Below are 24,380 nucleotides of genomic sequence, written 5' to 3'. Positions count from 1 at the left end.
TAGCTTTAGAGTCTAGTTCCTTCCATCAAGGACCCAACCGCTCAAGTTGTCGGCGGTACGACATTGGATGCCGAGCAAGTAATCCGCGCAGGCATCTTGGCCTGCTTGTTCATTTTTCCCTGCGGTTCTCGTCAGGTTTTGGTTCCGATTCAATTCCTAAAAAGCGATGAAAATCGCATAGTGTTATTCCTGCTGCCTTGAACGGAGGCTCATCACCGAACTTCGTTTTTTCTTCCAAACCCAAGTTGTGGCGGTAGAGAAATAGGCATATCGCTGTTAACCGGACTGATGCTGTCGCTTTGGAGGTGGCCGGCGGTACATCTTTCAACACGTTACTACAAGCAAGATACAGGCGTTGTGCTGCGCCTGATGGCCCTTGTGGGCGACGCAAAGAGGTGATGTTTCGCTCCATCGGAAAGAACAGCGGATATTTCCTTCGTAGTTTAGCCGCTAATAAATCTGTATTGCCATACAAAACGATGTTGCCGGAGTGGTTTTTTATTTTTATGTATTTATTTATATGGTGCGATATTTTATCAGCGAATTGCATTGCTCTTAATTTGTCATCGTTTTTGTCAATGGAAAAAGGAAAGGCAAATCCACTATTCAAATCGACAATTACAGCGATGAGCAAAAAAGCGTTGCTTCTGCCGGGAGTAAAAATCTCGAGAATCAGCTTCTCGGGGTGGGCGGCGAGAAGGGGGGCATCCAAAATTCCTGGCTCGAACTCTGCCAAGGCTTCGGCCTGCTCCGGCGAAAGCGTCAAGATTTCGTTTTCCTGAAGACGATGCAACAACCAACGGATTCTGTCTTGCCGGGTCGTCAGGCCTGCGTCATTGAGGATTTTTTGTGCGGTTGGACCGGAGCACGGTGGTGACAAAACTTTCCCGATGCGAGCGCAGCCCCACGTTGGATGCGTCTCTACGATTTTGAGGATCGAAGGTGTCCGGGAGTCCGGCGTTTCGATGTCACCGGGTTGCTTGAAATAGCCTTCAACGACGTCGTCCACCCACCTGTAATACGTTGCCCGCGAGATTCCGAGGCGCTCGCATGCGGTCTCGATACCGGTGGTGCCGCAAGCGAGCAAGAACCGTTTCAAGTCATTCACATCACTAAAATGCATTTCGCTACCAAAAAATAATCTCACAGATATTTATAGATTACGTGGTTTTTGGTGGCCGACAAGGCTATTCGACAAAACTTGCAAAGTGCCTTGCTCTGTTTCTTCGTTGATGGGAGCGGTTTAACGCGACTTCTTGTCTCAGGACGCCTAATGGTTCGAGAAAAAGAGAGTGCTTGGATTGGATGGAAGTGCCAGAAGCGATTCAATCCTCGATTCTCGGTGCAAGCTGCATGTATTGCGCCGTTTTGAGGAGTGATTAGAATTGAATTTTGGATTAAGCGTTGTGAGACGAAGTGGGGCTGGAACCCAGCCCTAGCCTGCTCGTTGGCACGAGTATCCCAAACTTCCCTCAGAGGAGAGAAAAACCGAACAGATAGAAATGCAAAGGGCCAACCCCAAAAGGCCGGCCCCGGTGCAAACAGCAACAACAACTGCTCTAGACAAGCTGAATTCTCTGTCGCTGCTCCTGCCCCGGTCAAGGCTTCTTCCCCTAAAGCTCGTCAAAAACGGTCAGCGTTCCGCTGAACGGCGGTTTCGTTCGCTCTAATTTTGGCGTTCTTCAAACTGATGCATGGTGGTGCAGGGGCTCGCTTTGCCTGCGCTACCGGGAGCAAGGCAATGAGAGTGCGTAAAGTCGTGACGCGCCGCGGGCGAAACATCCGCGGCTATTTTCCTTCGGTCAAACTGGGCCGGATGGTGGCCTGGGAGTCGTTACTGGAGCGGGATGCCATCCTGCTGGCAGAGCTTTCTCCGGGCGTGATTCACTATCAAGAGCAGCCCGAGGTCATCTCGTACTGGGATGGCCATCGGCAGCGCGACTATGTGCCAGACCTAGCCATCACGCTGTCGGATGAGAAGGTGATTCACATCGAGGTCAAACCCAGCAGCGAGCTGGCCAAGCCCAGCCTGCGGTCCAAGTACGGTGCGATCGCCGCGCACTATCAGAGAACAGGAACCCGTTTCCGGATTCTCACCGAGCTCGAAATCCGCCGAGAGCCGCGCTTCGGGAATCTGCAGATGCTGGCTGTGTATGCCCGGCACGGTTTGTGGCAGTGCCCGGATCATTCAGAGCTTGTCCGGCTGCTCAATGATCGTGCTTCGTTGGTATTGGCCGAGTGGGACGATCTGCTGGGCAGGAGCACGACTTTTCGGCTGATCGCGGCAGGCCTGCTCACCTGCAACCTGGAACAACCGTTCTCGCCTGAGTCCGTCGTGGCCCTGGCCCAAGGAGGCTGCCATGCAACGGTTCTCCTTTAAACGCGGGCTGCGTTTTCTTGAGGGGCAGTTGGGGTGGGAGCTTCAGCGTCGTCTCGCCACCGGCAAGATCCAGTTCATCTCCGACGATGGCGAGATCCTGAATCTTACCAACGAGGAACTGTTGGCGCGCTGGCAATCTCAAGCGTGGTTGATCGACGAGCACTCGCTAGCTGACCTCGGAGGCGCAATCTATCTGGTGACGCCACGTGATCTGGGTACTTACCCGGCGGCGCAGCAGTTGATCGCGAAGCGACGCCTGCACTATCTGCATTGCGTTCAGCCAGAGTCGCGACCGTACAACCCCAAGGCATGGGCCACCCTGATCAAGGTTGCTGCTGACAGCCTTGGTGATACCCATCCGCCGTGCTCATCCTCCGTCGCCGAGTGGTGGCGGCGGTACCGCAGTACCAAGGACATCCTGACGCTGATTCCTCACAATCGGGCCTCGTCCGCTCATCTCCGTAAGCCTGAATACCGAATTTTCGAGGAGGTACTGGCATCGTCCTACCTCACCAAGGAAAAACCGCCGAAGCTGGCTGTGGTCGAGGCGGTTTATCGACATATTGATGCCGTCAACAATGGCCGGCCGGCCGAGGCAAGATTGAAGCGGCCCGCCCGTTCGACCATTTATCGATGGTTCGACAACCTGCAGCAAGACTTGGTTGATCTGGCTCGCGAGGGAGCGGAAGCCGCCCGCATGAAATACCGTGCTGCAATCGATACCGTGAAAGCCAAGTCGATTCTCGAACGCATTGAGATCGACCACACGCCGATTGATCTAATCGTGATTGATGGTGCAACGGGGTTGACGCTCGGCCGCCCATGGCTGACCTCCGCCATTGATCACTACTCGCGGATGGTCGTCGGCTTCTACCTGAGCCTGAATCCACCTTCCGGCTACAGCGTTCTGCAATGCCTCCGTTTCGCGATCCTGCCCAAGCAGGAGATGCTGGCCCGCTACCCGGACATCAGGCAGCCCTGGCCGGCCTGCGGCATTCCGTTACTGATTGCGGTCGACAACGGTCCGGATTTGCATGCGGATGCCGTGGCGCGTGCAGCACTGGAACTGGGAATCAATTTGCTGTTTTGCGGTAGCAAATGCCCCTTCCAGAAAGGTGCGATCGAGCGGTTCTTCCGCACGCAGAACACTGGATTCGTTCATCAGACCCCTGGAACCACCTTCTCCAATACGGCTGATCGTGGCGACTACGTTTCTGAGAATGAAGCTGTGGTCGATATGGAAAGCATGACTCATATCGTTACCAAGTGGCTCGTTGACGTTTACAACGTTACCCCCCATCGAGGAGCTGGTGGCCGGCCGCTGGATTTGTGGAACGAATCCGCGAAGCAAAAGATCGTCGAACTGCCGGTCAATCCGCAAGAGCTCGACATCGTGATGGGCATGGCCGCGACGCGGACGCTGTTTCACTACGGTATCGAGCTGGAAGGGTTGCACTACAACAACGATCTGGTTCAGCAAATCCGCCGACGCTACGGCAACAACCCCAAGGTCGACATTCGCTACTTTCATGACGACGTCGGCTACATCCAGGTGCTTGATCCGGATGACAAGGTCTATCTGCGTGTTCCGGCCAAGGCGCTCGATTACGCCAATGGGCTGTCCCGGGACATGCATCGCGCAATCCGCGAGCATGCGCGCCAAAAGTTTGGCGAGCACGTGCTATCCCCGCAGCTATTGCAGGCCAAACAAGAGGTGCGGGACCTCATTCAGCAGAGTGTTACGGCCAAGAAGATGGGCCACCGCAAGGTGGCAGCGCGCAAGCTGCAACCGGATAGTGGCTCCATTCTGAGCGGCAAGGATCCATTGGCTGCAGCCCTTCGGCCGATCAAGCCTGCGAAGGTACAGCCCCCCGAGGACCTACCGTCGGGACTGGACGACGAGCTGCCGGATTTCGGCGGTGACGAACGAGGGAGGAAATGATTATGGATCCCTTCGACATGATGCGGCGCTTTGCCCCCAAGACAAATCATGAGCTGCCTGAGGGACTAGGCTACAAGTTGCTGATTCAGCCCATCCTCCATCAGCGTTTCCAGAGCGCGATGTTCCAGATCGCCGAACAGCATCATCGGCGGCGCCAATACGGACAGGCCGATGGCTTGCTGATCACCGGGCTTTCGGGGGCTGGAAAAAGCACGATCATTCATACCTACTGCAATGAATTTCCGCGTACGTATGAGGCGCAACGCACGGTGATTCCAGTGTTGTTGGTTCCGGTGCCTTCATCGCCAACATCACGCAGCCTTGCTGCCGCAATACTCGAGGCGATGGGGGATCGCAAATCGCATGTTGGCACTGGCCCGGAAAAAACCACCAGGCTGCGCGAGTTGTTCCAACGTTGCGGCGTCGAAATGCTGTTCCTCGACGAGTTCCAACACTTACTGTTTGCCCCCAACGCGAATGCATACCGTGATGTGATCGACTGGCTCAAAAACTTGCTGGAGGGAACGCATACCGGTCTGGTCGGTTGCGGCCTGCCTATCGCAGAACAGGCCGTCAAAAGTAATGAGCAGCTGACTCGGCGGTTTTCGCCTGTGTTCTCGATTAAACCCTTCAGTCAGGATGTAGAGGACGACTTCAAAGAATACCGAGGCATCCTGAAGGTGCTGGAGACTTGCCTTCCCTTGCCATCTGAGGTGCCGCTATTTGAGGCCAACTTGGCCCGGCGTATGCATGTCGCCAGTTACGGCCTCCTGGATTACACGATAAAAATTCTGGAGGGGGCCGTTTCCGCAGCTGGCCGTGCGGGGATCAAGAGCATCGCGCTGGATGTTCTGGCTGCAGGGTTTCGCGAGCGCGTGTGGCGGGACGTGCCGGATCGGCTGAATCCCTTCCATCCGGAGTCGCCGTTACGGCCGCTGGACCAGTATGGCGAGGTGTTTTTCCAGCACACGCAGCTGGATACCACTGGTTCGCCGGTTGCCGCCAAGCTTGGTCTACGGTCGAAGCGAGGGACGTGATGCAAGCATCTTATGTTGTGCCGCATATCCCTGATTTACTGCTGCGACCGCATCCTGCCCGTGGTGAAGGCCCGCAGGGCTACCTGCTGAGACTGGCGGCGGCCAATCTGCTGACGCAGCAGGATCTGAAGCAGATGGGATTGTCGTTTCATCCCGATGCGCTGCGGCAGTTCCAGCTTCTGCCCGATGCGGCGCTGTTTCCGGAGCTGCATGCACATGTGGCGCGGATGGCCTCGCTGCAGGCAGCCTCTCCTCAGGTCTGGAACCAGCAGCAAGCACGGTATTGCCCGTGCTGCCTGGCCGACGAGCCGACCTGGCAAGCTGGCTGGGAACTGCTGTTCTTCGATGTTTGCCCCAAGCACTGGGTCTGGCTGGTCGACCGGTGCAGCAGTTGTGGCCAGTCGCTCTCCTGGCATCGCGACGAGATACTGCGTTGCCAGTGCGGTGCCGACCTACGGCAGGAGCGAACGGAGCGCGCGCCCTGGCATATGGGATTGCTGAGCGCGGCGATGCAACAGCTACTGAATGGCCAAGCCGTGGAGGCTCGGCCTTACAGCTATCCGCTCGCCGGGATGAAGCTGGATCAGCTACTTCGTTTGATCCGCTACGTGGGCGCCTACCTCGACCCGGATGCCGGTCCCAAGCCCCTGAAAATCCGCCACGCCGGCGGTATCGAAGTGTCGTGGCCGATCACCTCGCTGGCCGCAGAGATTCTGTTCGACTGGCCGCGGAGTTTTCATCTCGCATTGGGCCAGCTGCAAGGTGTCCACAGTGAGCAAAAAGCCGGGCTGAACGTGGTATTCCAGAATGCCTACGCCTATTTGTATCAGGGCGGCTTGCGCGAGGCGGTCTTCAGCCCGGTGCGCGACGCCTTCGAGTCATGGCTGACCGAGCACTGGAAGGGCGGGTTGGCTCGGCGCAATCGGCGGCTGGCCGTCGAGCTGTTGAGCGACGTCCAGTGGATTCCGGGCAAAGCCGCCGCGGACCGGTTGGGGATTTCAATGGCGCGCCTGCGTCACCTGATCCGGGAGGGATTGCTGGAGGGCCAGGAGTCGGTGAGCACGAAGGGGCGGCATTTCCTCATGGTCCGCAAGGACCAACTCGATGTCGTCGAAAACGAACTGGCCGGCGAAATTACTTTGAAGAAGGCGATCGAGATCTTCGGACTCAACAAAGCCAGGCTACAGCGCATCCTGTGCTTGTTGTTTCCGTCTGCCCGGCGCGTAAACGATCAACCCTATCTGCCCTGGTGCATTTCCAGCAGCGAAGTCTATGCCTTGGCCGAGCTGGGCGAGGACCTACCCAAGCTGGGGCAGCTGGACGATCACCACATCACCTTCGCACAGGTCCTGAAATACTGGCAGTGGAACGCCGACGAGGTTGTGTCACTCGTCGAGGCAGTCAAAGCCGGGGACACGGTGATCGAAGGACTTTGGCCCCAGGCCAAGGGGATCGGTCGTTGGGTGTTCCATCGTCAGCGGCTACAAGCTTGGCATCAAACGCTGGAATCAGGCCGTGCCAACTGGATCAGTGTTCCCGAGCTCGCAAAGGTCTTGGGCGTGAAGCAGCAGGTGGCCTACTGGCTTACGCAGAACGAGTACATCCGTGCGCACAAGCTGGGGACCAACAAGGATATTGGCTCCAGGATCCGGAAGGTGGATGTGGACCGTTTCCTGCTCACGCACATATTCGGTACCGAGGTCGCCGACCGGGTCGGTCGTACCTCACGCAAGGTGATGCGCATGCTGGCCGACCAAAACATCTATTCCTTGCATGGTCCCAGTATCGAAGCATGCAGGCAGCTCGTATATAGGAGAACACCGGAACTGGATCGATTCATCGAGCGCCACGGTGCAGGCATTGATCCGACACGCTGGCGAGAGTCCGTTCGCAAGCGCCAGAACGCTTGGGACCAAATCGTCCGCGAGCAAGAGCAGCCGTTTCCGGAGGGGGATTTCAGGTTGGAGCCGCCTTGAAGTACCGATTGGGCTGAATGGAGACAACGAGTCTGCGGTGCTCAACGCTCGAACGAGGGTGACAGGCCGAACTGATGACCGAAAAGCGACTCGTTTTCGGTAAGGGATTATGTTACGATTTTTCGTATCATACGATTGGTCGTAACATATGAGAGAAGAAGCCCTTCGTGCTGACCGTTTGCGTCTGTTGACCCTCTTATTGCTGTGGGAAGGATTTCTCGGCAATGCGCGCCTGCGCGAAGTGGCTGGGCTAAGCAAGGTTCGGGCTAGCGAGTGGATCAAGGATTTTCGATTTGAGCGGCCCGGTTGGACCCTCTGGGATAGTCGTCAGCGCGTGCACCTTGTGACACCTGTTGCCTATCAGGCGACAGCGGGGGAAATGGAGGCGTTCGGTATCGGCCGTTACATTGCACTTGCCGGCTCGCCGGCTGATGAGTCAATCGTGAATGGATTGCCGACCTTTGGCCGCCCATCTCCTGAGGTGTTCGCCGCGCTCCGCCAAGCGATTAAATGCCGAGGTGAAGTTCTGCTCACCTACTTGTCCCTTAGCAATCCAGCTCCTCATGCTCGCCGCCTCTTTCCGCAGGCTTTAGTGTTTACTGGCCAGCGCTGGCATGTTCGCGGCTACTGCGTTGATCATCAGGACTATCGCGACTTCAACCTCGGCCGCATTGTTACAGCCAAGGCCTCAATGGAGTCAGCGTCACCAGTGGTGAACGACGCCGCATGGGACACCTTAGTACCGATCAGATTGGAAGCACATCCTGATCTTTCACATGAACAGTCGCTCGTTATTCGCCACGAGTATTTTGCCGGTACGGCCAGCCGAACCGATCACTGCCGGGCCGCACTCCTGAAGTATGTGGTTAATGCCATGTGCATTGCTGTTGACCCGGCACATGAGCAACCGCCGAAGTACCTTTTGCATCTGCAGAATCGCGAGGAGTTGGCGCCATGGCTATTTCCCTGAACGGACGTTCCACGGCATCGCTGTTCTCCCGTCTGCCAACTCGGTTCTTTGCTCCGCTGGCTTCAGTCTCGCGTGAGCGGTATTGGACCGTCCTCGTTGAGTTGCTGGATCGTCGGTTCGGCCCAGATGCGCCAATGCCTCCGGTGCAGGGTTATCCGGTGCGGGTGATTCAAGACGACATCGCCGCAATGCTCGAGGGCATGGACTACTGGGATGAGGACGCCGAAAGCGAAGACGCCAGGCCAATCAACGACCGAGCTCGTTCGGTACTGAACCGGCTGGTTGACTGCGGGTGGCTGCGGCACGAGCAGATCGGTCTCGTATTCACCATCAGCATGCCACGCGACGCGCTCGAATTTTTTACGCTGCTGCTGGACTTTGCCAGTAACCGTACGTTGTTTGCTGGCGGCAAGGTCAAGACGATTCGGCTCGCGCTCGACAACGTGATGGCCGAGCCGAAAGGGGATTTGCTGCATGAAGCGGCCAGCATGACTCGCAGCTTGCTGGAGTACATCCGCAACATCTGTGCGGACGTTCGCGATCTGTCACGGGATCTGCAGTCGCAGGACAGTACCGCCGCCTATGCGCAACTGTTCTTTACCGACCTCGTTGTCGGCAAATTCATTGGCGACTACGGTGTGCTGCGAACCCATGACCACCCGCTGGCCGAGCGCGCAGCGATCGTGCGAATTGCCGAGGAGTTGGCGTCGCGGCGCGACCTGTATGACCGGTTGTTGCCATGGTACGTCGAGCACGAAGGCAAGGGAGAGGTCGCGCGCGGCGAACGGGCACTGCAGCGAGACCTGACCCGTCTGATGGATATGGCGCACGTCGACGACTATCTCGATCGCCTCGATACTGAACTGAACGCGGCAATACGGCGCGCGAACACCTATCTGGCGTATGCCGTGCGTGTGCATCAACACAATGAAGCCGTGATCGATGCGGCGCTTACCAGGCTGCTCGCCGGTGGCGGCGCACCGGCCCCGTTTGGCGAAGGGTCGCTCATGGGGCCGGGCCGTTTGGCCGAGCCGCGCAGGCAGACGGCGCCACGGGCACCAAACAAGATCCGTACCACGACGATGCGTCCGGAAGAGCGAGCCCGGCTCAACCTGAACCGGGCGGCCCAGGCGCGGCGCAGCATGACGGATCTGGCGTTTGCGACGCTGGTTCGACAAAAGCTCGGCGACGCCGTGTCCATCGACGATACGGCATTCAATGGCCCGGACATCCGTGAAACCTTGGCCTTGCAGAGGTTGCAGCGCTTGGCAAGCCTCGCACATTCCGACTCGCTGGCGTTTCGGCTGCAGGCGCGTAGTCAGGCGCGGGGCTTTGCGCTCATCTGCATCGATAACCGCGAATCCGAGCATGCGCTTCAGAGCGGCGCGCGATTCCGGATCGAGCAACCTAAACGAGGCAAATCCAATGTTTAACCAGTGGCAGCAACTTGCGGAGGCATCGGGCTGCTTCGATGCCGTGGATTTCGAACGGGCGGCCTACCGGCTGATGACCGATCAGGTCATTTACCGCGATGACCATGGCTGCCAACAACTGTACTTCCTGATTGAACGGTATGAAAAAGCGTTGCAAAAGGTGCTGGAACCGTTTGGCGTCAAGTTGCGCGTCAATCCCGAGCACAACTATGCGGTCGCGTTGCCGACCCATGAACGGCAGACACCCGTACCGAGCAAGCTGACAGTGCTGGCGCTCGTGTTGCTTAAGCTCTATCACCTCGGCGCACAGCACAACGGGTTCAATGATCAGGCTGAAATCGAGTGTGACCTGCCAAGCCTTCAGCAACTCTATGTCGAAGTGACGGCCGGTGAGTTGCCGCGTGTCGCTGAACTCGACGACATGCTGCGCCATTTCAAGCGTTGGGGCATTGCCCGGCGCGTGGCCGTGACCTCGGATGTCGGTGATGCCGGTGCACAGCCTTTTGTCATCATGATTCGTCCGGCCATTCTGGACGTACTCGGTGAAGGTGCGCTGGCACGACTGGCCGGCTGGCAAGCGGGGCGCGGCGAATCGGTAACCGGCGATAACACCGCGGCTGGTGCCGACAACGACAACATGGAACCGACCGATGAAGCAGCTTGAACGTGTATTGCTGGTGCAGTTTTTTCTGTTCGAAAAACAAGAATTCGAGCTCGGCAAGTTTGTCGGCATCTTCGGGGCCAACGGTAGTGGCAAAAGCTCGCTGATGGACGCCATCCAGATTGCGATGCATGGTGCCGACTCCAATCGCATCCGCTTCAATGCGCAGGCGGGCGAGGGAAAAACCTCGGATCGCACCATCAACACCTACTGCCTGGGCCGGTTGGGCGAGGATGAGTACGCCCGTGACGAGGCCCTGACCTATATCACGCTGGTCTGGCGCGACGAGCAAACGGGCGAGGCGACCAGCACCGGGGTGTGTGTACGGGCGTCGCGTGAGCGTGACAAGCACGACGTGCTGGGTCGTTACGTATTGCCCGGCAAGGCCCTGACGCTCGCCGATCACATCACCTTGGTGAACGGGGACGAAATGCCGACGCCGTATGCCGATTTCCGCGATCGGCTTACAACGGAAGCAGTCCGGCTCGGCCACCAGGAGGTTTTGTTCGATTCAGCGACCCGCTACGTCCAGGCCATGTTGTACGCGCTCCGCCCGGCCAGTGCGGTGATTCATCCGGATGCGTTTCAGAAAGCCCTGTCGCTGGGCCTCAACATGCGCTTTGACAAGTCGGTCGATCGCATCGTGCGCGAGGACATGCTGGTCGCAAAACCCACCAAAATCGAAAAATTCCGCGAGCTGGTCCACACCATGGGCAAGCTGCGCCAACTGATCAAGAGCATTGAAACCAAGATCGAGGATGGTAAAGGCGTTGAGCAGAGCTTTGCCGCGCTCGACAAGGTCGAACAACAACGGGCCGCGTACGGCACCCTGCTGGCTGACATCGACGAGCAGATCGCCGATGAAGCGCTGCAGGCCGCAGAAGTGGCGGAAACAACGTTGCGCGGTGAACTGGTGGCCAACCAGGCTGAACTTAAGGGCACCATTGAGGCGCGTAACGAGGCGGATTTGAATTGGCAAACAGCGACGGCGAGGCTCAATGCGGACGTCTCTCGCCAGCAGCGCATTGTCCTGCAAGGCAAACTCGAACAGCAGAACGCTCATACCGTCAAAACCCACAACGCCTTCGTGTCTGGACTCAACGCCATCCAGACCAGACTGGAGTCATTGCGCACCCAGTTCGGCAACGATATCGGCGATCAAATTGATCAGGCCGATCTGGCGATGAATCCGCTGCTCGCTCACCCTCTTGATACGCCTGCAGAAGGGCTAACGTGCGCGGTGGAAACGGCACAGCAGGTGTTGGCCCAGGGGTACCGGCTGGCGACGGAGCGCAACGTGCAGCTTGCCAACCGCCTTCACGAGATCGAGGCGGAGCAGGCCGCAGTCGAACGCGGTCTCGAACGTGTCCGGACCGGCAAGCGCCCGCTCGATCAGCGCGCAGATAGCTTGCGCCTCGCGCTGGCGGATGCGGGCATCAACGCGGTTCCCGTCTGCGATCTGATCCAGATTGCAGACCCTGAGTGGCAACCGGCGATCGAATCCTATCTGGGCAGCAACATCGATGCTTTGCTGGTCGAGGGGGATTCCACTACCGAGGAAGCCGCGTTTAGGGTTACCCGCAACCAAAAAGGGTTGTTCGGTACCAAGGTTGTGCTGGCCAGCCAGCAACGCGCGCCCAAGACGCCGGGCGCCGACTGGGTTGCGACGATGGTCGCGGGGCAACACCAGGCGGCTAGGTGGTTCATTCAGGGCCTGCTCGGGGAGCTGGTGCAGGCGGACGGTGAAGCCGATGCGCTAGGAAAGCCGCGTGCATTGACCCGGGATTTCATGCTCAAGACCCATGGCGTGTTCGAGCGGCTCAGGCCCCTGGCGGCTCATCAATTGCGCATCGGTTATGCCGACGTGGCGGCCGAGAAGTGCCGGCTGGAAACCGATCGCGACGCGTTGAAGGACGAGAAGCGCCGCGCTGAAGCGCAACAGAAAGAGTTGACCGTGTTGCTGGGCTTGATCGCGACGATCGCCACCACGACCACGCTGCCGGACGATGTCGCCACGGCGCGCAGTGAGGTGGTACTTGCTAATGCCGCCGTGGCTACGCTCAAGGCGGATCTGGCCAGGATGTCGAACGCTGAGGAGGAAACGCTGCAGGCCGATGTCAAAGCTGCATTCGATCTGCTTGAGCAACACCGGAGTAAGGAAACGACCCTGATCTCGACCATCGGCGGGTTAGTACGCGATGTGGATCATGCAGAGGGCGCAACCAAAGCAGCCACGATGCAGGCCACAGCATGTCGTGCTGCGGCGAAGGCGTTGACCGAACGGGGGGATTCTCACCCGAATGGGCAGCAACACAATGGGATCGGATGCTTGAGCTTTATGCGACCGATTTTGCGGCCATGCGCGCCCACTGCAACCAGCGAGGTCATGATCTCAAGGTCGCGGGTGATAAGGCGAAGAATTCGGCTAACAATGCGTTTCACGCATTCGTTACCAAACATGGCGAAAATGTCTCGGCCAACGCGGTGGACTGGCACGCCCAACGGGCATGGCTGAATGAGACGGTCGATAAACTCAGTGATTCGCAGCTCTCTCAGTACCGGGAGCAGATGGACCAGGCCTACGAGAAAGCCCAGGAAACGTTCCGAATCAACGTCGCGATGGAGTTGCGCAACAACATCTCGGAACTCGACAAGCGCATCAACAGTTTGAATGCCGTTCTGCGCACCTGCCCGACCTTCAGCAATGGTGAACGCTATCAGTTCAAGCGAACGATCCGTCCCGTGCACAAGCCGCTATTTGAGTTTCTGGAGCGAATCGAACAATTCGGCCCGGGGCAGGATTTACTGGGGGGCGCTGGCGATATGCCCGACACGTTCCATGCGCTGCTCGACGAGGCCAGCGACACCACCGGTAAAAAGAGCCCGCTCGAAGACTACCGCGAGTTCTATGACTTCGATATCGAAATCCTGCGCGAAGATCCGGAAACGGGGGAGCGTAAGCGGATTGGACTGTTGAGCAAACGCGCCGGCTCCGGATCGGGCGGCGAGCACAGGGCACCGCTGTATGTGATCGCCGGTGCGGCCATGGCCAGTGCCGCACACCTTGGTGGCAAGGGGCGTGATGGCTTGGGTCTACTATTGCTGGACGAGGTCTTTGACAAGATGGACATCGTCAATACCGTTGCCACCATGCGCTACTTCAACGACCTCGGCCTGCAGGTGATCATGGCGGGACCGGGGGACAAGATCGGCATTCTGAATGCGTTCATGCATCGCTACTACAGCATCGACCGCGACATTTTGCATCTCGAGGCGCACGGTCATTCGCTGACCGAAGAGATGCGGCGTGATTCCCGCGCGGATCTGCTGGCCTTCGATGACAACCAGGAGATGCTGCAGGCCGAAATCGCCCGCCTGACTACCGCCGAGGCTGTTGCATGATTCCGCTCAGCAGCCAGATCCTCGCCAAGTTGCTTGAACGCGAAGAAAAAGCGCGTGCTGGCGTACGGTCGGCGCCGGTCGCGCTGACGAACAAGGACCTTGCCGACTACCGCAATGGTCGGGTGTTGCTGCAAGCCGTTCAGTTCGAGCACGATCTGACTGTTTTGCAGCAAGCGGACGTGATCGCGATGGAACGTGATCGCGGCGGTCTGATCTGCCGGATCACGGTTAGGGATTACGTTGCATTGGCAGCCGCGCTCGGCCTGCCAACCCGCAGTGCATTGCTGGACGAGGCGACCAGCGTGCTTGGTCCGTTCCTTGCGGCACACCCGGTGATTGGTGCAGTGCTGGCGCGCTGGCGGGGGCTAGGCAAAGTCCGGGGCACCGACGTTGGCGACGTACTCGACTGGCAATCGGCGTGTTTGGCGCTCACCGAGGTGCAACTGGCCGGTGATGTGCTTCGCGATGTGCCGATCCGGGCGTTGAGCACCAAGCTGTACAAGGATTCCAAGCGACTTGAGCGACTCGCGCCACTGTTGGACGTACTGCTTCAAGGTGATGTCGATGCAGAAGCCCGTTACCCCGATCTGGTCTGGCAGGAGCTGGGGCTGATACGGGATGCACAACCCGCCCGGTTGGCAGGCAGGGTCACCGTACGACGGCTGCGAAATTCGGGTGTACTGGACAGCCCGTATGGCGCCTTCGATCCAGAGTCAGTGCGTGAGCTCGTCGACGTTCCCAGTGGTGTATTGACCATCGAGAATCAGGCCAATTTTCATGCGGCCGCCCGAGCTGGTGCTGATGAGCCGGTCCTGTTGATGTACACGGCAGGCATGCCAGGGCCCGCATGGTTGGCCATGTATGAGCGCCTGCTTGGGAGCATTCCGGTCGGCGTGCCCATCAGGCATTGGGGAGATGTGGATGAAGGCGGATTCCGTATTGCCAGTTACTTGGCGGCTGCCGCTGAACGTGCCGGGCATTGTCTGGAGCCGGAGTTAATGCACCCGGATCAGGTGCCTGAAGAAATGCGTCGCCCTGCATCTGCCGGCACGTTGGCGCGGATGGCAAAGTATGCGGAAATGGTGGGGTGGTTCGCAATTGCACAACGCGTGCAGAGTGCGGGATTCACCATGGAGCAGGAGGCAATGCTGTGGCGAAGCGATGAGACTATGAGCAGTGTCGCTGCTGCTTGAAGCGGGTTACATGCCCTGAGCATGCAGGGTAGAGTATCCCGACAGATCATTGCTCAGAGTGAAATTCTGGATTTGACCACCACCCTGCCTGCGTAATTGTTGACCAAAGGCGTAAGTAAGCGTCCGCGTGTAAGCGGCGAAATGCGCAGGTGAGGATTATCTATAAATTTGGGATGTTTTTGCCGATCTTGTCCGATTTTCGGCTAGTAAGTCCTTGATTTATAGGACCTCCACTCTAAGGGTGAACGGGATCCTACAGTTCATTACTCGGTAATGCTCATGAAGCCAGAAGCTGAAGTCAGAAAAATAATTGACCAGAAGCTTGAAAAGTTCGGCTGGATCGCTCATGGCATGGAACTGCTCAATTTTTCTGTGAGAGTGATGGTACGCGAATACATCACAAACACCGATCCGGCTGCCTACTTGCTGTTCGTCAACGGTAATACGGTCGAGGCAATCGCGGCCAAGAAAGACAATGCCACCGAACCCCCCTCTTTCACCGGAAGCAAAACCGAGCACTGCGCCAATGCCGTGCCCAAATGATGCAAGGACAACATGCCATTGCGCTTTTTGAAGTCGTGAGGTCGTAAGACGAAGGAGGTTGCATGAGTCTGCAATGGAGTGAGGGTGGCTTGGCTGGGCTCGCTGAGGCGTGCGATCTGGAATGCAAGTCTGCGCAAGGACGTGGTGGCCGCGGCGAGTTACCCGAAGATTTTTGGAAAACCTATAGTGCGATGGCCAATACCGATGGTGGCATTATTTTGCTCGGTGTGCAGGAAAAGCCGCGTGGTACGTTTAAGGCAATCGGGTTGGCCGACGTTGAACGGGTGCGTAAGGCGCTGTGGGATAACCTGCATAATCGTAAGCAGATCAGCGCCAATCTGCTGAGCGAGGCCAATGTCCAGCCAATCCTGATCTCAGGCAAGACCGTGCTGCAAGTTCACGTGCCGCGTGCGCCGCGACAAAGCCGTCCCGTGCACTTGGGTACCAATCCGTTTGGTGGTACTTGGTTGCGCCGGTACGAAGGTGACTACGCGGCAGACGATGAAACGGTGCGACGTTTGATGGCCGAGCGGGTCGAGGATTCGCGCGACGAGCGCGTATTGAAGCATTTCGATTTCAATGACTTAGACATGGATACGGTGGCGGCTTACCGCAATCGCTTTGCGGCGGTAAAGCCGGGCCATGTGTGGAGCGATTTGCCGTTGCCGGAGTTTCTGGAGCGGATCGGCGCTTGGGGCAGGAACCGCGACGATGGTTATAGCGGCTTGCGGCTGGCCGGCCTGCTGATGTTCGGCCGCGCTGAGGTAATCCGCGATGCAGCGCCGCATTACATGGTCGACTATCAGGAACGGCCAGAAGCCAAGACCGAGAAACGCTGGGTTGACCGACTGGTGCCCGATGGCACATGGTCGGGCAATGTGTATGACTTTTTTCGCCGGGTCTATCAGAAGCTCACCGCTGATCTGAAAGTGCCGTTTCAGTTGCAGGATGGTCAGCGTGTTGACGATACGCCGGTGCACGAAGCTCTGCGCGAAGCGCTGGCCAATACGCTGATTCACGCCGATTACTCGGGTCGGGTGTCCATTCTGGTCGTCAAGCGGCCGGACATGTTCGGCTTTCGCAACCCGGGGCGCATGCGCATTCCTCCTGAGCTGGCGATTCAAGGCGGCAATAGCGATTGCCGCAACCGCCGCTTGCAGACCATGTTCCAGCTGGTTGGTTATGGCGACCATGCCGGATCGGGCTTGCCGAAGATATACAGCAACTGGGCAGGCCAACACTGGCGCAGCCCGGTGCTCTACGAGCAGCCGGAGCCGGAACAAACGCTGATGGAACTGCGTATGAGTAGCTTGGTGCCAGAACAGGCGGTGAGCGATCTGGAAGCACAGTTCGGTGAGCGTTTCCGCGTGCAGCCCGAGTTGGCAAGGCTGGCCCTGATTACCGCGCAGGTGGAAGGCATGGTCAGCCACGACCGCCTGAAGCAGATTTCCACCGATCATCCCGCAGATATCACCAAGATGCTGAGTGGGCTGGTACGCGATGGGTTGTTGCTGTCCGAGGGCTCCGGTCGGGGCATGGTGTATTTCTTGCCAGGGCAACTGCGAACCATGGCAACGGTCTTTGAACAGGCTGACCAAGCGTCGACAGAAGGTGTCATACCACCGGAGCTAAAAGTCATACCACCGGAGCTAGTCGCAATAACTCCGGAGTTATCGAGTGAAACACCGGAGCTTGGCCACCATGCCGGTGTCTCCTATCTCGATTGGGAGACGATTCCGGCCGACGTACAGACCCAACTGCTTGAATTGGCCAAGCCAGTATCTGAACAGGGGCGCGTGGCTCCTGAGATATTGCGCAACACCATCCTTACGTTATGCACTGCGCGCTATCTGGGCTTGCGTGTGCTGGCAAAGGCGCTGGATCGCGATCCAGACGATCTACGCAAACGCACGCTGGCAGGCATGGTCAAGAGTGGCGCACTGCGCACTGCATATCAATCGCTGCGGGACCCGCGACAAGCGTATACCGCCGAACCTATTGACGACATCGCGTTGCTGTAACAAAAAAGCCCTCCGCAATGGAGGGCTTTTTTCTGGCAAAAACCACAACCGGCTCAGTGATGATGCCCGTGCTCGCCATGCACATGCTGGTGGGCGATTTCCTCGGCGCTGGCTTCGCGCACGTTCAGCACCTTGATGCCGAAACGCATGGCCTTGCCGCACAGCGGGTGGTTGCCGTCGAGCAGTACGACCGGGCCTTTGATCTTGGTGACGAAGTAGTAGCGCGGCTCGCCGTCCGGGCCGGGGCGCTGGAGCTGGCCGCCGACCTTGATGCCGGGCGGGAAGTCGGCCTTGGGCATGCTGGTGACCAGCGCTTCGTCGCGCTCGCCGAACGCATCTTCGGCGGCCAGCGCCACCGTAGTCTGGAAACCGGCTTCCTGGCCTTCCAGTGCGGCTTCCAGCTTGGGGAACAGGTTGTCGTAGCCGCCGTGCAGGTAGGCCATCGCTTGCTTGCCGTCGTCGTAGACGAGGCCGTCGGTGCCGGTGACTTTCAGGCTCAGGGTGACGGCGGTGTTCTTGGTGATCTTCATGAGGCGTACGGGCTGAGTGGAAGGCCGAAAGGGTCGCGCTTCTGCCCGGGGGTGTCAACCCGGAGCGACGGGCCGCGCTGGCGGTCATTGCGGGCTTGTGACCCGCAATGACCTGCGCTGCGTTAGCGGGCTGCGGCCCTGGCGCGCGCCGCGTGCAGTTTGCGGTAGCTGTCGATCAGCCGCTGGTGCCGGTCCAGCCCTTCCAGCTTCATGCTCGTCGGCGTCAGGCCGTAGAAGCGCACGCTGCCGTTGACCGACCCGAGCACCGCGTCCATGCGCTCGTTGCCGAACATCCGGCGGAAGTTGGCTTCGTAGTCGGCCAGTTCCATCTCGTCGTCGAGCAGCACTTCGAGCACCACGTTCAGCGCCTGATAGAACAGCCCGCGTTCGAGCGTGTTGTCGTTGTACTGCAGGAAGGCGCCGACCAGATCGTGCGCTTCGGCAAACTGCTGCAGCGCCAGATGAATCTGCAGCTTCAGTTCCAGAATCGTGAGCTGGCCCCAGACGGTGTTTTCGTCGAATTCGATGCCGATCACCGTGCCGATGTCGGTGTATTCGTCGGTGTCGCATTGCTCCAGCTTGTCCAGCAAGGCCGCCAGCGCGGCGTCGTCCAGCGTGTGCAGGTTCAGGATGTCGGCGCGCAGCGGCAGCGCCTTGTTGGTGTTGTCCCAGACCAGATCGTCGACCGGATAGATTTCCGAATAACCCGGCACCAGGATGCGGCAGGCGGTGGCGCCCAGCTGGTCGTACACCGCCGTGTAGACCTCCTTGCCGAGGTCTTCGAGGATGCCGAGCAGCGTTGCGGCTTCGTCGGCGTTGGAGTTCTCGCCGTGGCCGGAGAAATCCCATTCGACGAAGTCGTACTGCGATCTGGCGCTGAAGAAGCGCCACGACACGATGCCGCTGGAATCGATGAAGTGCTCGACGAAGTTGTGCGGCTCGGTCACCGCGTGGCTTTCGAAAGTCGGCCGCGGCAGGTCGTTCAGGCCTTCGAAGCTGCGGCCCTGCAGCAGTTCGGTCAGGCTGCGTTCGAGTGCGACCTCAAGGCTCGGGTGCGCGCCGAACGAGGCGAACACGCCGCCAGTGCGCGGGTTCATCAAGGTCACGCACATCACCGGGTACACGCCGCCCAGCGATGCATCCTTCACCAGTACCGGAAAGCCCTGTTCTTCCAGCCCCTGAATGCCGGCGACGATGCCGGGGTATTTGGCGAGCACGTCGGCCGGCACGTCGGGCAGGGTGATTTCGCCTTCGAGAATCTCGCGCTTGACCGCCCGCTCGAAGATTTCCGACAGGCACTGCACCTGCGCCTCGGCCAGCGTGTTGCCGGCGCTCATGCCGTTGCTGACGAACAGGTTTTCGACCAGATTGGACGGGAAATACACGACCTCGCCATCCGACTGGCGCACGTAGGGCAGCGAACAGATGCCGCGCGCGGTGTTGCCCGAGTTGGTGTCGTACAGGTGCGAGCCCTGCAGCTCGCCATCGGGGTCGTAGATGTCGCGGCAGTAGTCGTCGAGGATTTCCACCGGCAGCGCGTCATCCGGGCCGGGCTGGAACCAGCGCTCGTCCGGGTAATGCACGAACGGCGCGTTGGCGATGTCCTCGCCCCAGAAGCTGCCGGCGTAGAAATGGTTGTTGCTGATGCGCTCGATGTACTCGCCCAAGGCCGACGCCAGCGCGCTTTCCTTGGTCGACCCCTTGCCGTTGGTAAAGCACATCGGCGAGTGCGCGTCGCGGATGTGCAGCGACCAGACATTGGGGACGATATTGCGCCACGAGGCGATCTCGATCTTGATGCCCAGATTGGCCAGCACGCCCGACATATTGGCGATGGTCTGCTCGAGCGGCAGATCCTTGCCGGTGATGTAGGTGCTCGCCTCGGTGTCCGGATTCAGCGTCAGCAGCGCCTGGGCGTCGGCGTCGAGATTGGCGACCTCCTCGATCACGAACTCGGGGCCGGCCTGCACGACCTTTTTTACCGTGCAGCGCTCGATCGAGCGCAGGATGCCCTGGCGGTCCTTGGCGGAGATGTCTTCCGGCAGCTCGACCTGGATCTTGAAGATCTGCTGGTAGCGGTTTTCCGGGTCGACGATGTTGTTCTGCGACAGCCGGATGTTCTCGGTCGGAATGTTGCGGGTATTGCAGTACAGCTTCACGAAGTAGGCCGCGCACAAGGCCGACGACGCCAGGAAGTAGTCGAACGGCCCCGGCGCCGAGCCGTCGCCCTTGTAGCGGATCGGCTGGTCGGCGATCACCGTGAAGTCGTCGAACTTGGCTTCCAAACGAAGCTTGTCGAGAAAGTTGACCTTGATTTCCATGCAAAAACCCCAGAATGGCGCACTCAATTTGGCCGCCATTATCCGGGTTTTCCCGGTCGTAACCCGGTGTATTTCGGCACGGCCTGCGCCGCGATCCGCTCGGGCGACGTTCGGCCGGTACGCCCAGGGTGCGGCCGTGTCAGCAGCCGGGCAAGCGATTGCCTGACGATGTCGGCCGAGATCTCCACCGCCGGGACCGTACCGCGGTTTTCGAGCCGGTGCGTGGTGTGCCTGTCCTCGGGCCAGCCCACGCGCGGCGCAACAGACCGGCCGGGGCGCCGGGCGCGATGCGGGCGACGCGGGAACAACCGTTGGCGCTGCGGTCATACAGGCCGGGCGGATTGATCAACCGCAATGCGGTGTTCATGGTGTCGTTCCCTGTGTCGGCGTTCATCGGATCGGCAGCGCGATCGGGCGGATCGGCGCGGCATCGGCGCCACGGAATTTCAGCGAGGCACCGACAAAGGCGAACTGGTAGACCTTGTCGCGCGACAGCGCTTCCAGATTGACCAGTTCGATGATCGGCGCGCCCTGTTGCGCCAGCAGATAGGTGTGCAGCGGCAGGTAGTTCTCCGGCACCTCGGTCGGGAAGGTCTCGAAGCTGAGGTTGTCGGCGCCGACAACCATGGCGCCGCCGTCCTCGATCAGGAATTTCGCTGCATCCAGCCCGAGGCCCGGCGGCTTGGCCATATAGGCCTGGGCATTGTCGTAATTGCGCATCCGGCCGGTGCGGATCAGCACCACATCGCCCTGCTGCAGGCTGACCGCCTGTTTTTTCAGCGCCTCGACCAGATCCTTGCGCGTGACGCGGTAGTTGTCCGGCAGCATCGCGATGCCCTTGGCGGCCGGCACGTCGATCAGCACGCCTCGGGCGACGATGGGGGGCAGCTTCTCGGCGCCGGTGACGTTCCAGCCGCGATCGCCGAGGTGGTCGCTCGCCTTGTAGCCGTTCCAGATCTTGCCGTTCAGGCCGAAGTGGTTCAGCGCGTCGATATGCGTGCCCATGTGCGCATACATCGACACCGCCGAGCCGCTGTAGCTCACATGGCGGTTCATCGGCTCGCCGACCTTCATCGGATCGGCGATCACGTTGCCGTGCGGCGTATGCGTCATCCACATCTGGTACGGCGGGTCGCCGGCTTCCTGCCAGCTGGGCATGCCGACGAAATAGTCGACCGCGAGGTCGTAAACCTGCTCGCCGGATACGCGCGCCATGATGGCGGCGCGCGAGGCGGGCGTGATCAGGTTGAGGCGGCCGATTTCATCGTTGGCGCCCCAGGGGCTGATGCCGACTTCCTGCGCCGCGTGGGCGACGCCGATCAGCCCGAACATCAGCGCGGCGAGCTGGCGGGCGGCATGGCGTGGCGGGGTCGACTTGAACATGGCAGTACTCCTGCAGGGTGGGGTCTTCCGCTCGGGAAGGCATGCGCCCATGGTATTGCCAGCCAGATCGGAGATAATCTCGGCAATTCTTGAAACATATTCAACCAACAGGAAAATATATGGATTTGCTTGCGGCCATGCGCACGTTTCGCCGGGTGGTCGAGCTGGACGGATTCAGCAAGGCCGCCGTCGATCTCGGCCAGTCCGCCGCCGCCGTCAGCAAGCAGGTGCGCCAGCTGGAGTCACGCCTCGGTACGCTGCTGATCCTGCGCACGACGCGGCGGATGAGCCTGTCCGAAGCCGGCATCGCCTATTTCGCCGAATGTTGCCGGCTGCTCGACGAGTTCGACGCGCTGGAGCACGCCACCGCCGCCGGCGCGGATGCCGTCGGCGGCCGGCTGCGGGTGAATGCGCCGCTGTCGTTCGGGCTCAAGGTGCTCTCGCCGCTGCTGGCGCAGTTCATGACGCGGCATCCGCAGCTGAAGATCGACCTGACGCTGGAGGACCGCCTGCTCGACGTGATCGGCGAGGGCTTCGACGTCTCGCTACGCATCCGCTCGAGCCTGGCCGATTCCTCGCTGGTCGCCCGCCGGCTGGGCGAGGTCGGGCAGATCATCTGCGCCGCGCCGGCGTATCTGGCGGCGCGCGGCACGCCGCGCAGCGTCGCCGAATTGCGCGATCACGACTGCCTGGCCTACCGGCTGGCCGAGCACCCGGGCAGCTGGCGGCTGGAAGGGCCGGACGGCAGCGCCAGCATGGCATTCCCGGCGCGCCTTGCCGTCGACAACAGCCTGATGCTCGCCGACATGCTGCAGGCCGGGCTCGGCATCGGTGCGCTGCCGTCCTTCATCGCCTTGCCGCTGCTGGCGAGCGGCGAACTGCAGCGGGTGCTGCCGGAGCACGCGATGGCCCGGCGCGGCATCTATGCGCTGTATGCCAGCAACCGGCATCTGCAGCAGAAAATCAGGGTCTTCGTCGATTTCCTGGCCGCGGCGCTGCAGCCGGCTTGAGCGTGGCCGGCAGCGGTACCGGCCACGCCTTTTGAAGGCGGCAAGTCCGCCGGGCAAAGCAAAACGGGCGCCGCGGCGCCCATTTTTTTCAAATCGGATACTCACGGAAGCTCAGGTCTTGCCGGCGGCCTCGCGCAGCTTGTCCTTCTTGCTCTTGCGTTTGCCCTTGATGCCGCCGGTGCCGTCCGGGTCGGAGACGCTGGCGGGCGCGGTATCAAGCGGTTCGAAACCGGCAATCCGTTCGCGCGGTACGCGCTGCTGCTGGCGTTTTTCGATCAGCCGGAAGTGCGCTTCGGTCGCGGCGCTGACGAAGCTGATTGCGACGCCCGCTTCGCCGGCGCGGCCGGTGCGGCCGATCCGGTGCACGTAGTCGGTCGGCGAGCGCGGCAGGTCGTAGTTCACCACGACCGGCAGTTGGGCGATGTCGATGCCGCGTGCGGCGACGTCGGTGGCGACGACGACCTGCCAGCGCGCGGCCTTGAAGTCGGCGAGTACCTGCTCGCGCCGGCCCTGGCTGAGTTCGCCGTGGAACGGCGCCGCGTCGATGCCGGCGCGGTAGAGCTTGTCGGCGAGGTTGTCGGCGGCATTCTTGCTGGCGACGAACACCAGCACCTGCCGCCAGCCGTTCTCAAGAATCAGCTGGCGCAGCAGCGCCGTACGGCGCGTCGGGTCGACCTCGATCGCGCGCTGGGCGATTTGCGCGGCGCGGGCGGCTTCGGGTTCGATGTCGATCCGTGCCGGATCGTGCAGCAGCGCGTCGGTCAGCTTTTGCACCGCGGGCGGGAAGGTCGCCGAAAAGCATAGGTTCTGCCGCGTTGCGGGCAGCAGCGCGAGGATGCGGTCGAGCTCGTCGGCAAAGCCGAGGTCGAGCAGCCGGTCGGCCTCGTCGAGCACCAGCGTCGCGACGTCGGCGAGCTTCAGCGCGTTGTGGTCGACCAGGTCGAGCAGCCGCCCCGGCGTGGCGACGACGATGTCGGCGCCGCCGCGCAGCCGCAGCATCTGCGGGTTGATCGATACGCCGCCGACGGCGACGACGATCTTCAAAGGCTCGGCGATGTGTTCGCAGATGTCCCGCAGCGTGGCACCGACCTGCGCGGCGAGTTCGCGCGTCGGCACCAGCACCAGCGCGCGCAGCCGGCGCGGCTTCTCGCCCGCGCGGGCCGCTTGCTGCACGCGCTGCAGCAGCGGCAGCGCGAACGCGGCGGTCTTGCCCGAACCGGTCTGCGCCTGCGCCCGCACGTCGCGTCCCTGCAGGACCAGCGGAATGGCCGCGGTCTGGATCGGCGTCGGCGCGAGGAAGCCGTGCTCGCGGGCGGCATGGACTAGGGCCGGCGAGAGGCCGAGGCGGGTGAAGGGCATGGCGGTATCCGGTGGGGCTGCGAGCGCGGAGTCTAGCGCGTTGTGGCCGGCGCCGTACGCCCCGGGGCGGCGTTTTCGGCGTCACGCCGGCGTGAAAAGTCGCCAGCGCCTGCCTGCATCGTCGTCGCGATCGCCGCCGGCCGCAAGAAACGGCTGGCGGCGCGGCGGCCGATCGCTGATGCTGTCGACATCCGGCCGCCGCCGGCGCGCATGGCGCGT

The 24,380-nt window shown here is 60.4% G+C and carries 18 protein-coding genes; 13 read left to right on the top strand and 5 right to left on the bottom strand.

What is annotated here, in order from left to right; translation table 11 throughout:
- Nucleotides 1–109: 109 nt before the first annotated feature.
- Nucleotides 110–1,009 carry a hypothetical protein gene (locus tag BJP62_RS18430; protein WP_168163832.1) on the bottom strand — a complete coding sequence of 300 codons (900 nt, stop codon included), beginning with the start codon at nt 1,007–1,009 and terminating at the stop codon, nt 110–112.
- 732 nt (nt 1,010–1,741) lie between these two features.
- On the opposite strand from BJP62_RS18430, the gene BJP62_RS10980 reads away from it, so the two are divergent.
- The 12 genes from BJP62_RS10980 to BJP62_RS10935 all read left to right on the top strand — a co-directional run bounded on the left by BJP62_RS10980 (nt 1,742) and on the right by BJP62_RS10935 (nt 17,558).
- On the top strand, nt 1,742–2,380 hold the full coding sequence (locus BJP62_RS10980; RefSeq protein ID WP_070529676.1) for a TnsA endonuclease N-terminal domain-containing protein: 639 nt from the start codon (nt 1,742–1,744) through the stop codon (nt 2,378–2,380).
- Nucleotides 2,361–4,322 (top strand): Mu transposase C-terminal domain-containing protein, encoded by a 1,962-nt coding sequence (locus BJP62_RS10975; RefSeq protein WP_070529675.1) that lies wholly within the window; start codon nt 2,361–2,363, stop codon nt 4,320–4,322. The genes BJP62_RS10980 and BJP62_RS10975 overlap by 20 nt, the downstream gene beginning before the upstream one ends.
- A 2-nt stretch (nt 4,323–4,324) precedes the next feature.
- On the top strand, nt 4,325–5,359 hold the full coding sequence (locus BJP62_RS10970; protein ID WP_070529674.1) for a TniB family NTP-binding protein: 1,035 nt from the start codon (nt 4,325–4,327) through the stop codon (nt 5,357–5,359).
- Entirely contained in the window at nt 5,359–7,335 is a 1,977-nt protein-coding gene (locus BJP62_RS10960; protein WP_083300863.1) for a TniQ family protein, read from the top strand. The genes BJP62_RS10970 and BJP62_RS10960 overlap by 1 nt, the downstream gene beginning before the upstream one ends.
- Before the next feature lie 148 nt (nt 7,336–7,483).
- Nucleotides 7,484–8,305 carry a WYL domain-containing protein gene (locus BJP62_RS18065; protein ID WP_083300862.1) on the top strand — a complete coding sequence of 274 codons (822 nt, stop codon included), beginning with the start codon at nt 7,484–7,486 and terminating at the stop codon, nt 8,303–8,305.
- Nucleotides 8,290–9,738 (top strand): Wadjet anti-phage system protein JetA family protein, encoded by a 1,449-nt coding sequence (locus BJP62_RS18695; RefSeq protein WP_168163831.1) that lies wholly within the window; start codon nt 8,290–8,292, stop codon nt 9,736–9,738. Before BJP62_RS18065 ends, BJP62_RS18695 begins: the two co-directional genes overlap by 16 nt.
- A complete protein-coding gene (locus BJP62_RS10950; RefSeq protein WP_070529670.1) occupies nt 9,731–10,402 on the top strand; it encodes a DUF4194 domain-containing protein in 672 nt (223 codons plus the stop codon). The genes BJP62_RS18695 and BJP62_RS10950 overlap by 8 nt, the downstream gene beginning before the upstream one ends.
- A complete protein-coding gene (locus BJP62_RS18050; protein WP_083300858.1) occupies nt 10,389–12,914 on the top strand; it encodes an ATP-binding protein in 2,526 nt (841 codons plus the stop codon). Before BJP62_RS10950 ends, BJP62_RS18050 begins: the two co-directional genes overlap by 14 nt.
- A gap of 53 nt (nt 12,915–12,967) precedes the next feature.
- On the top strand, nt 12,968–13,801 hold the full coding sequence (locus tag BJP62_RS10945) for an SbcC/MukB-like Walker B domain-containing protein (protein ID WP_168163830.1): 834 nt from the start codon (nt 12,968–12,970) through the stop codon (nt 13,799–13,801).
- Nucleotides 13,798–14,994 (top strand): Wadjet anti-phage system protein JetD domain-containing protein, encoded by a 1,197-nt coding sequence (locus tag BJP62_RS10940; protein ID WP_070529668.1) that lies wholly within the window; start codon nt 13,798–13,800, stop codon nt 14,992–14,994. The genes BJP62_RS10945 and BJP62_RS10940 overlap by 4 nt, the downstream gene beginning before the upstream one ends.
- Before the next feature lie 279 nt (nt 14,995–15,273).
- Complete coding sequence (locus BJP62_RS18425) at nt 15,274–15,537, top strand: hypothetical protein (protein ID WP_145927175.1); 264 nt, start codon at nt 15,274–15,276, stop codon at nt 15,535–15,537.
- A gap of 62 nt (nt 15,538–15,599) precedes the next feature.
- A complete protein-coding gene (locus tag BJP62_RS10935; RefSeq protein WP_070529667.1) occupies nt 15,600–17,558 on the top strand; it encodes an RNA-binding domain-containing protein in 1,959 nt (652 codons plus the stop codon).
- Nucleotides 17,559–17,611: 53 nt separating this feature from the next.
- Here the strand turns inward: BJP62_RS10935 and BJP62_RS10930 are convergent, their stop codons facing one another.
- The 3 genes from BJP62_RS10930 to BJP62_RS10920 form a co-directional block, all read right to left on the bottom strand.
- Nucleotides 17,612–18,088, bottom strand: a complete 477-nt coding sequence (locus BJP62_RS10930; protein WP_070529666.1) for a peptidylprolyl isomerase — start codon at nt 18,086–18,088, stop codon at nt 17,612–17,614.
- Between the two features lie 122 nt (nt 18,089–18,210).
- The gene (locus BJP62_RS10925) at nt 18,211–20,409 is read right to left on the bottom strand and encodes an OsmC domain/YcaO domain-containing protein (protein WP_070529665.1); all 2,199 of its coding nucleotides are present in this window, start codon (nt 20,407–20,409) and stop codon (nt 18,211–18,213) included.
- 390 nt (nt 20,410–20,799) lie between these two features.
- On the bottom strand, nt 20,800–21,792 hold the full coding sequence (locus BJP62_RS10920; protein ID WP_083300857.1) for a cyclase family protein: 993 nt from the start codon (nt 21,790–21,792) through the stop codon (nt 20,800–20,802).
- 119 nt (nt 21,793–21,911) lie between these two features.
- Here BJP62_RS10920 and BJP62_RS10915 point away from each other — a divergent pair, with 119 nt between their 5' ends.
- On the top strand, nt 21,912–22,802 hold the full coding sequence (locus tag BJP62_RS10915; RefSeq protein ID WP_070529664.1) for a LysR family transcriptional regulator: 891 nt from the start codon (nt 21,912–21,914) through the stop codon (nt 22,800–22,802).
- A gap of 111 nt (nt 22,803–22,913) precedes the next feature.
- On the opposite strand, the gene BJP62_RS10910 is transcribed toward BJP62_RS10915, so the two are convergent.
- Nucleotides 22,914–24,161, bottom strand: coding sequence for a DEAD/DEAH box helicase (locus BJP62_RS10910; RefSeq protein WP_070529663.1), 1,248 nt, complete (start codon nt 24,159–24,161; stop codon nt 22,914–22,916).
- Nucleotides 24,162–24,380: the final 219 nt, after the last annotated feature.

This window comes from Jeongeupia sp. USM3 (assembly GCF_001808185.1).
Taxonomy (GTDB): domain Bacteria; phylum Pseudomonadota; class Gammaproteobacteria; order Burkholderiales; family Chitinibacteraceae; genus Jeongeupia.
Note: the sequence above shows the minus strand (reverse complement) of the source record. Positions and strands in the feature narration are given on the sequence as shown.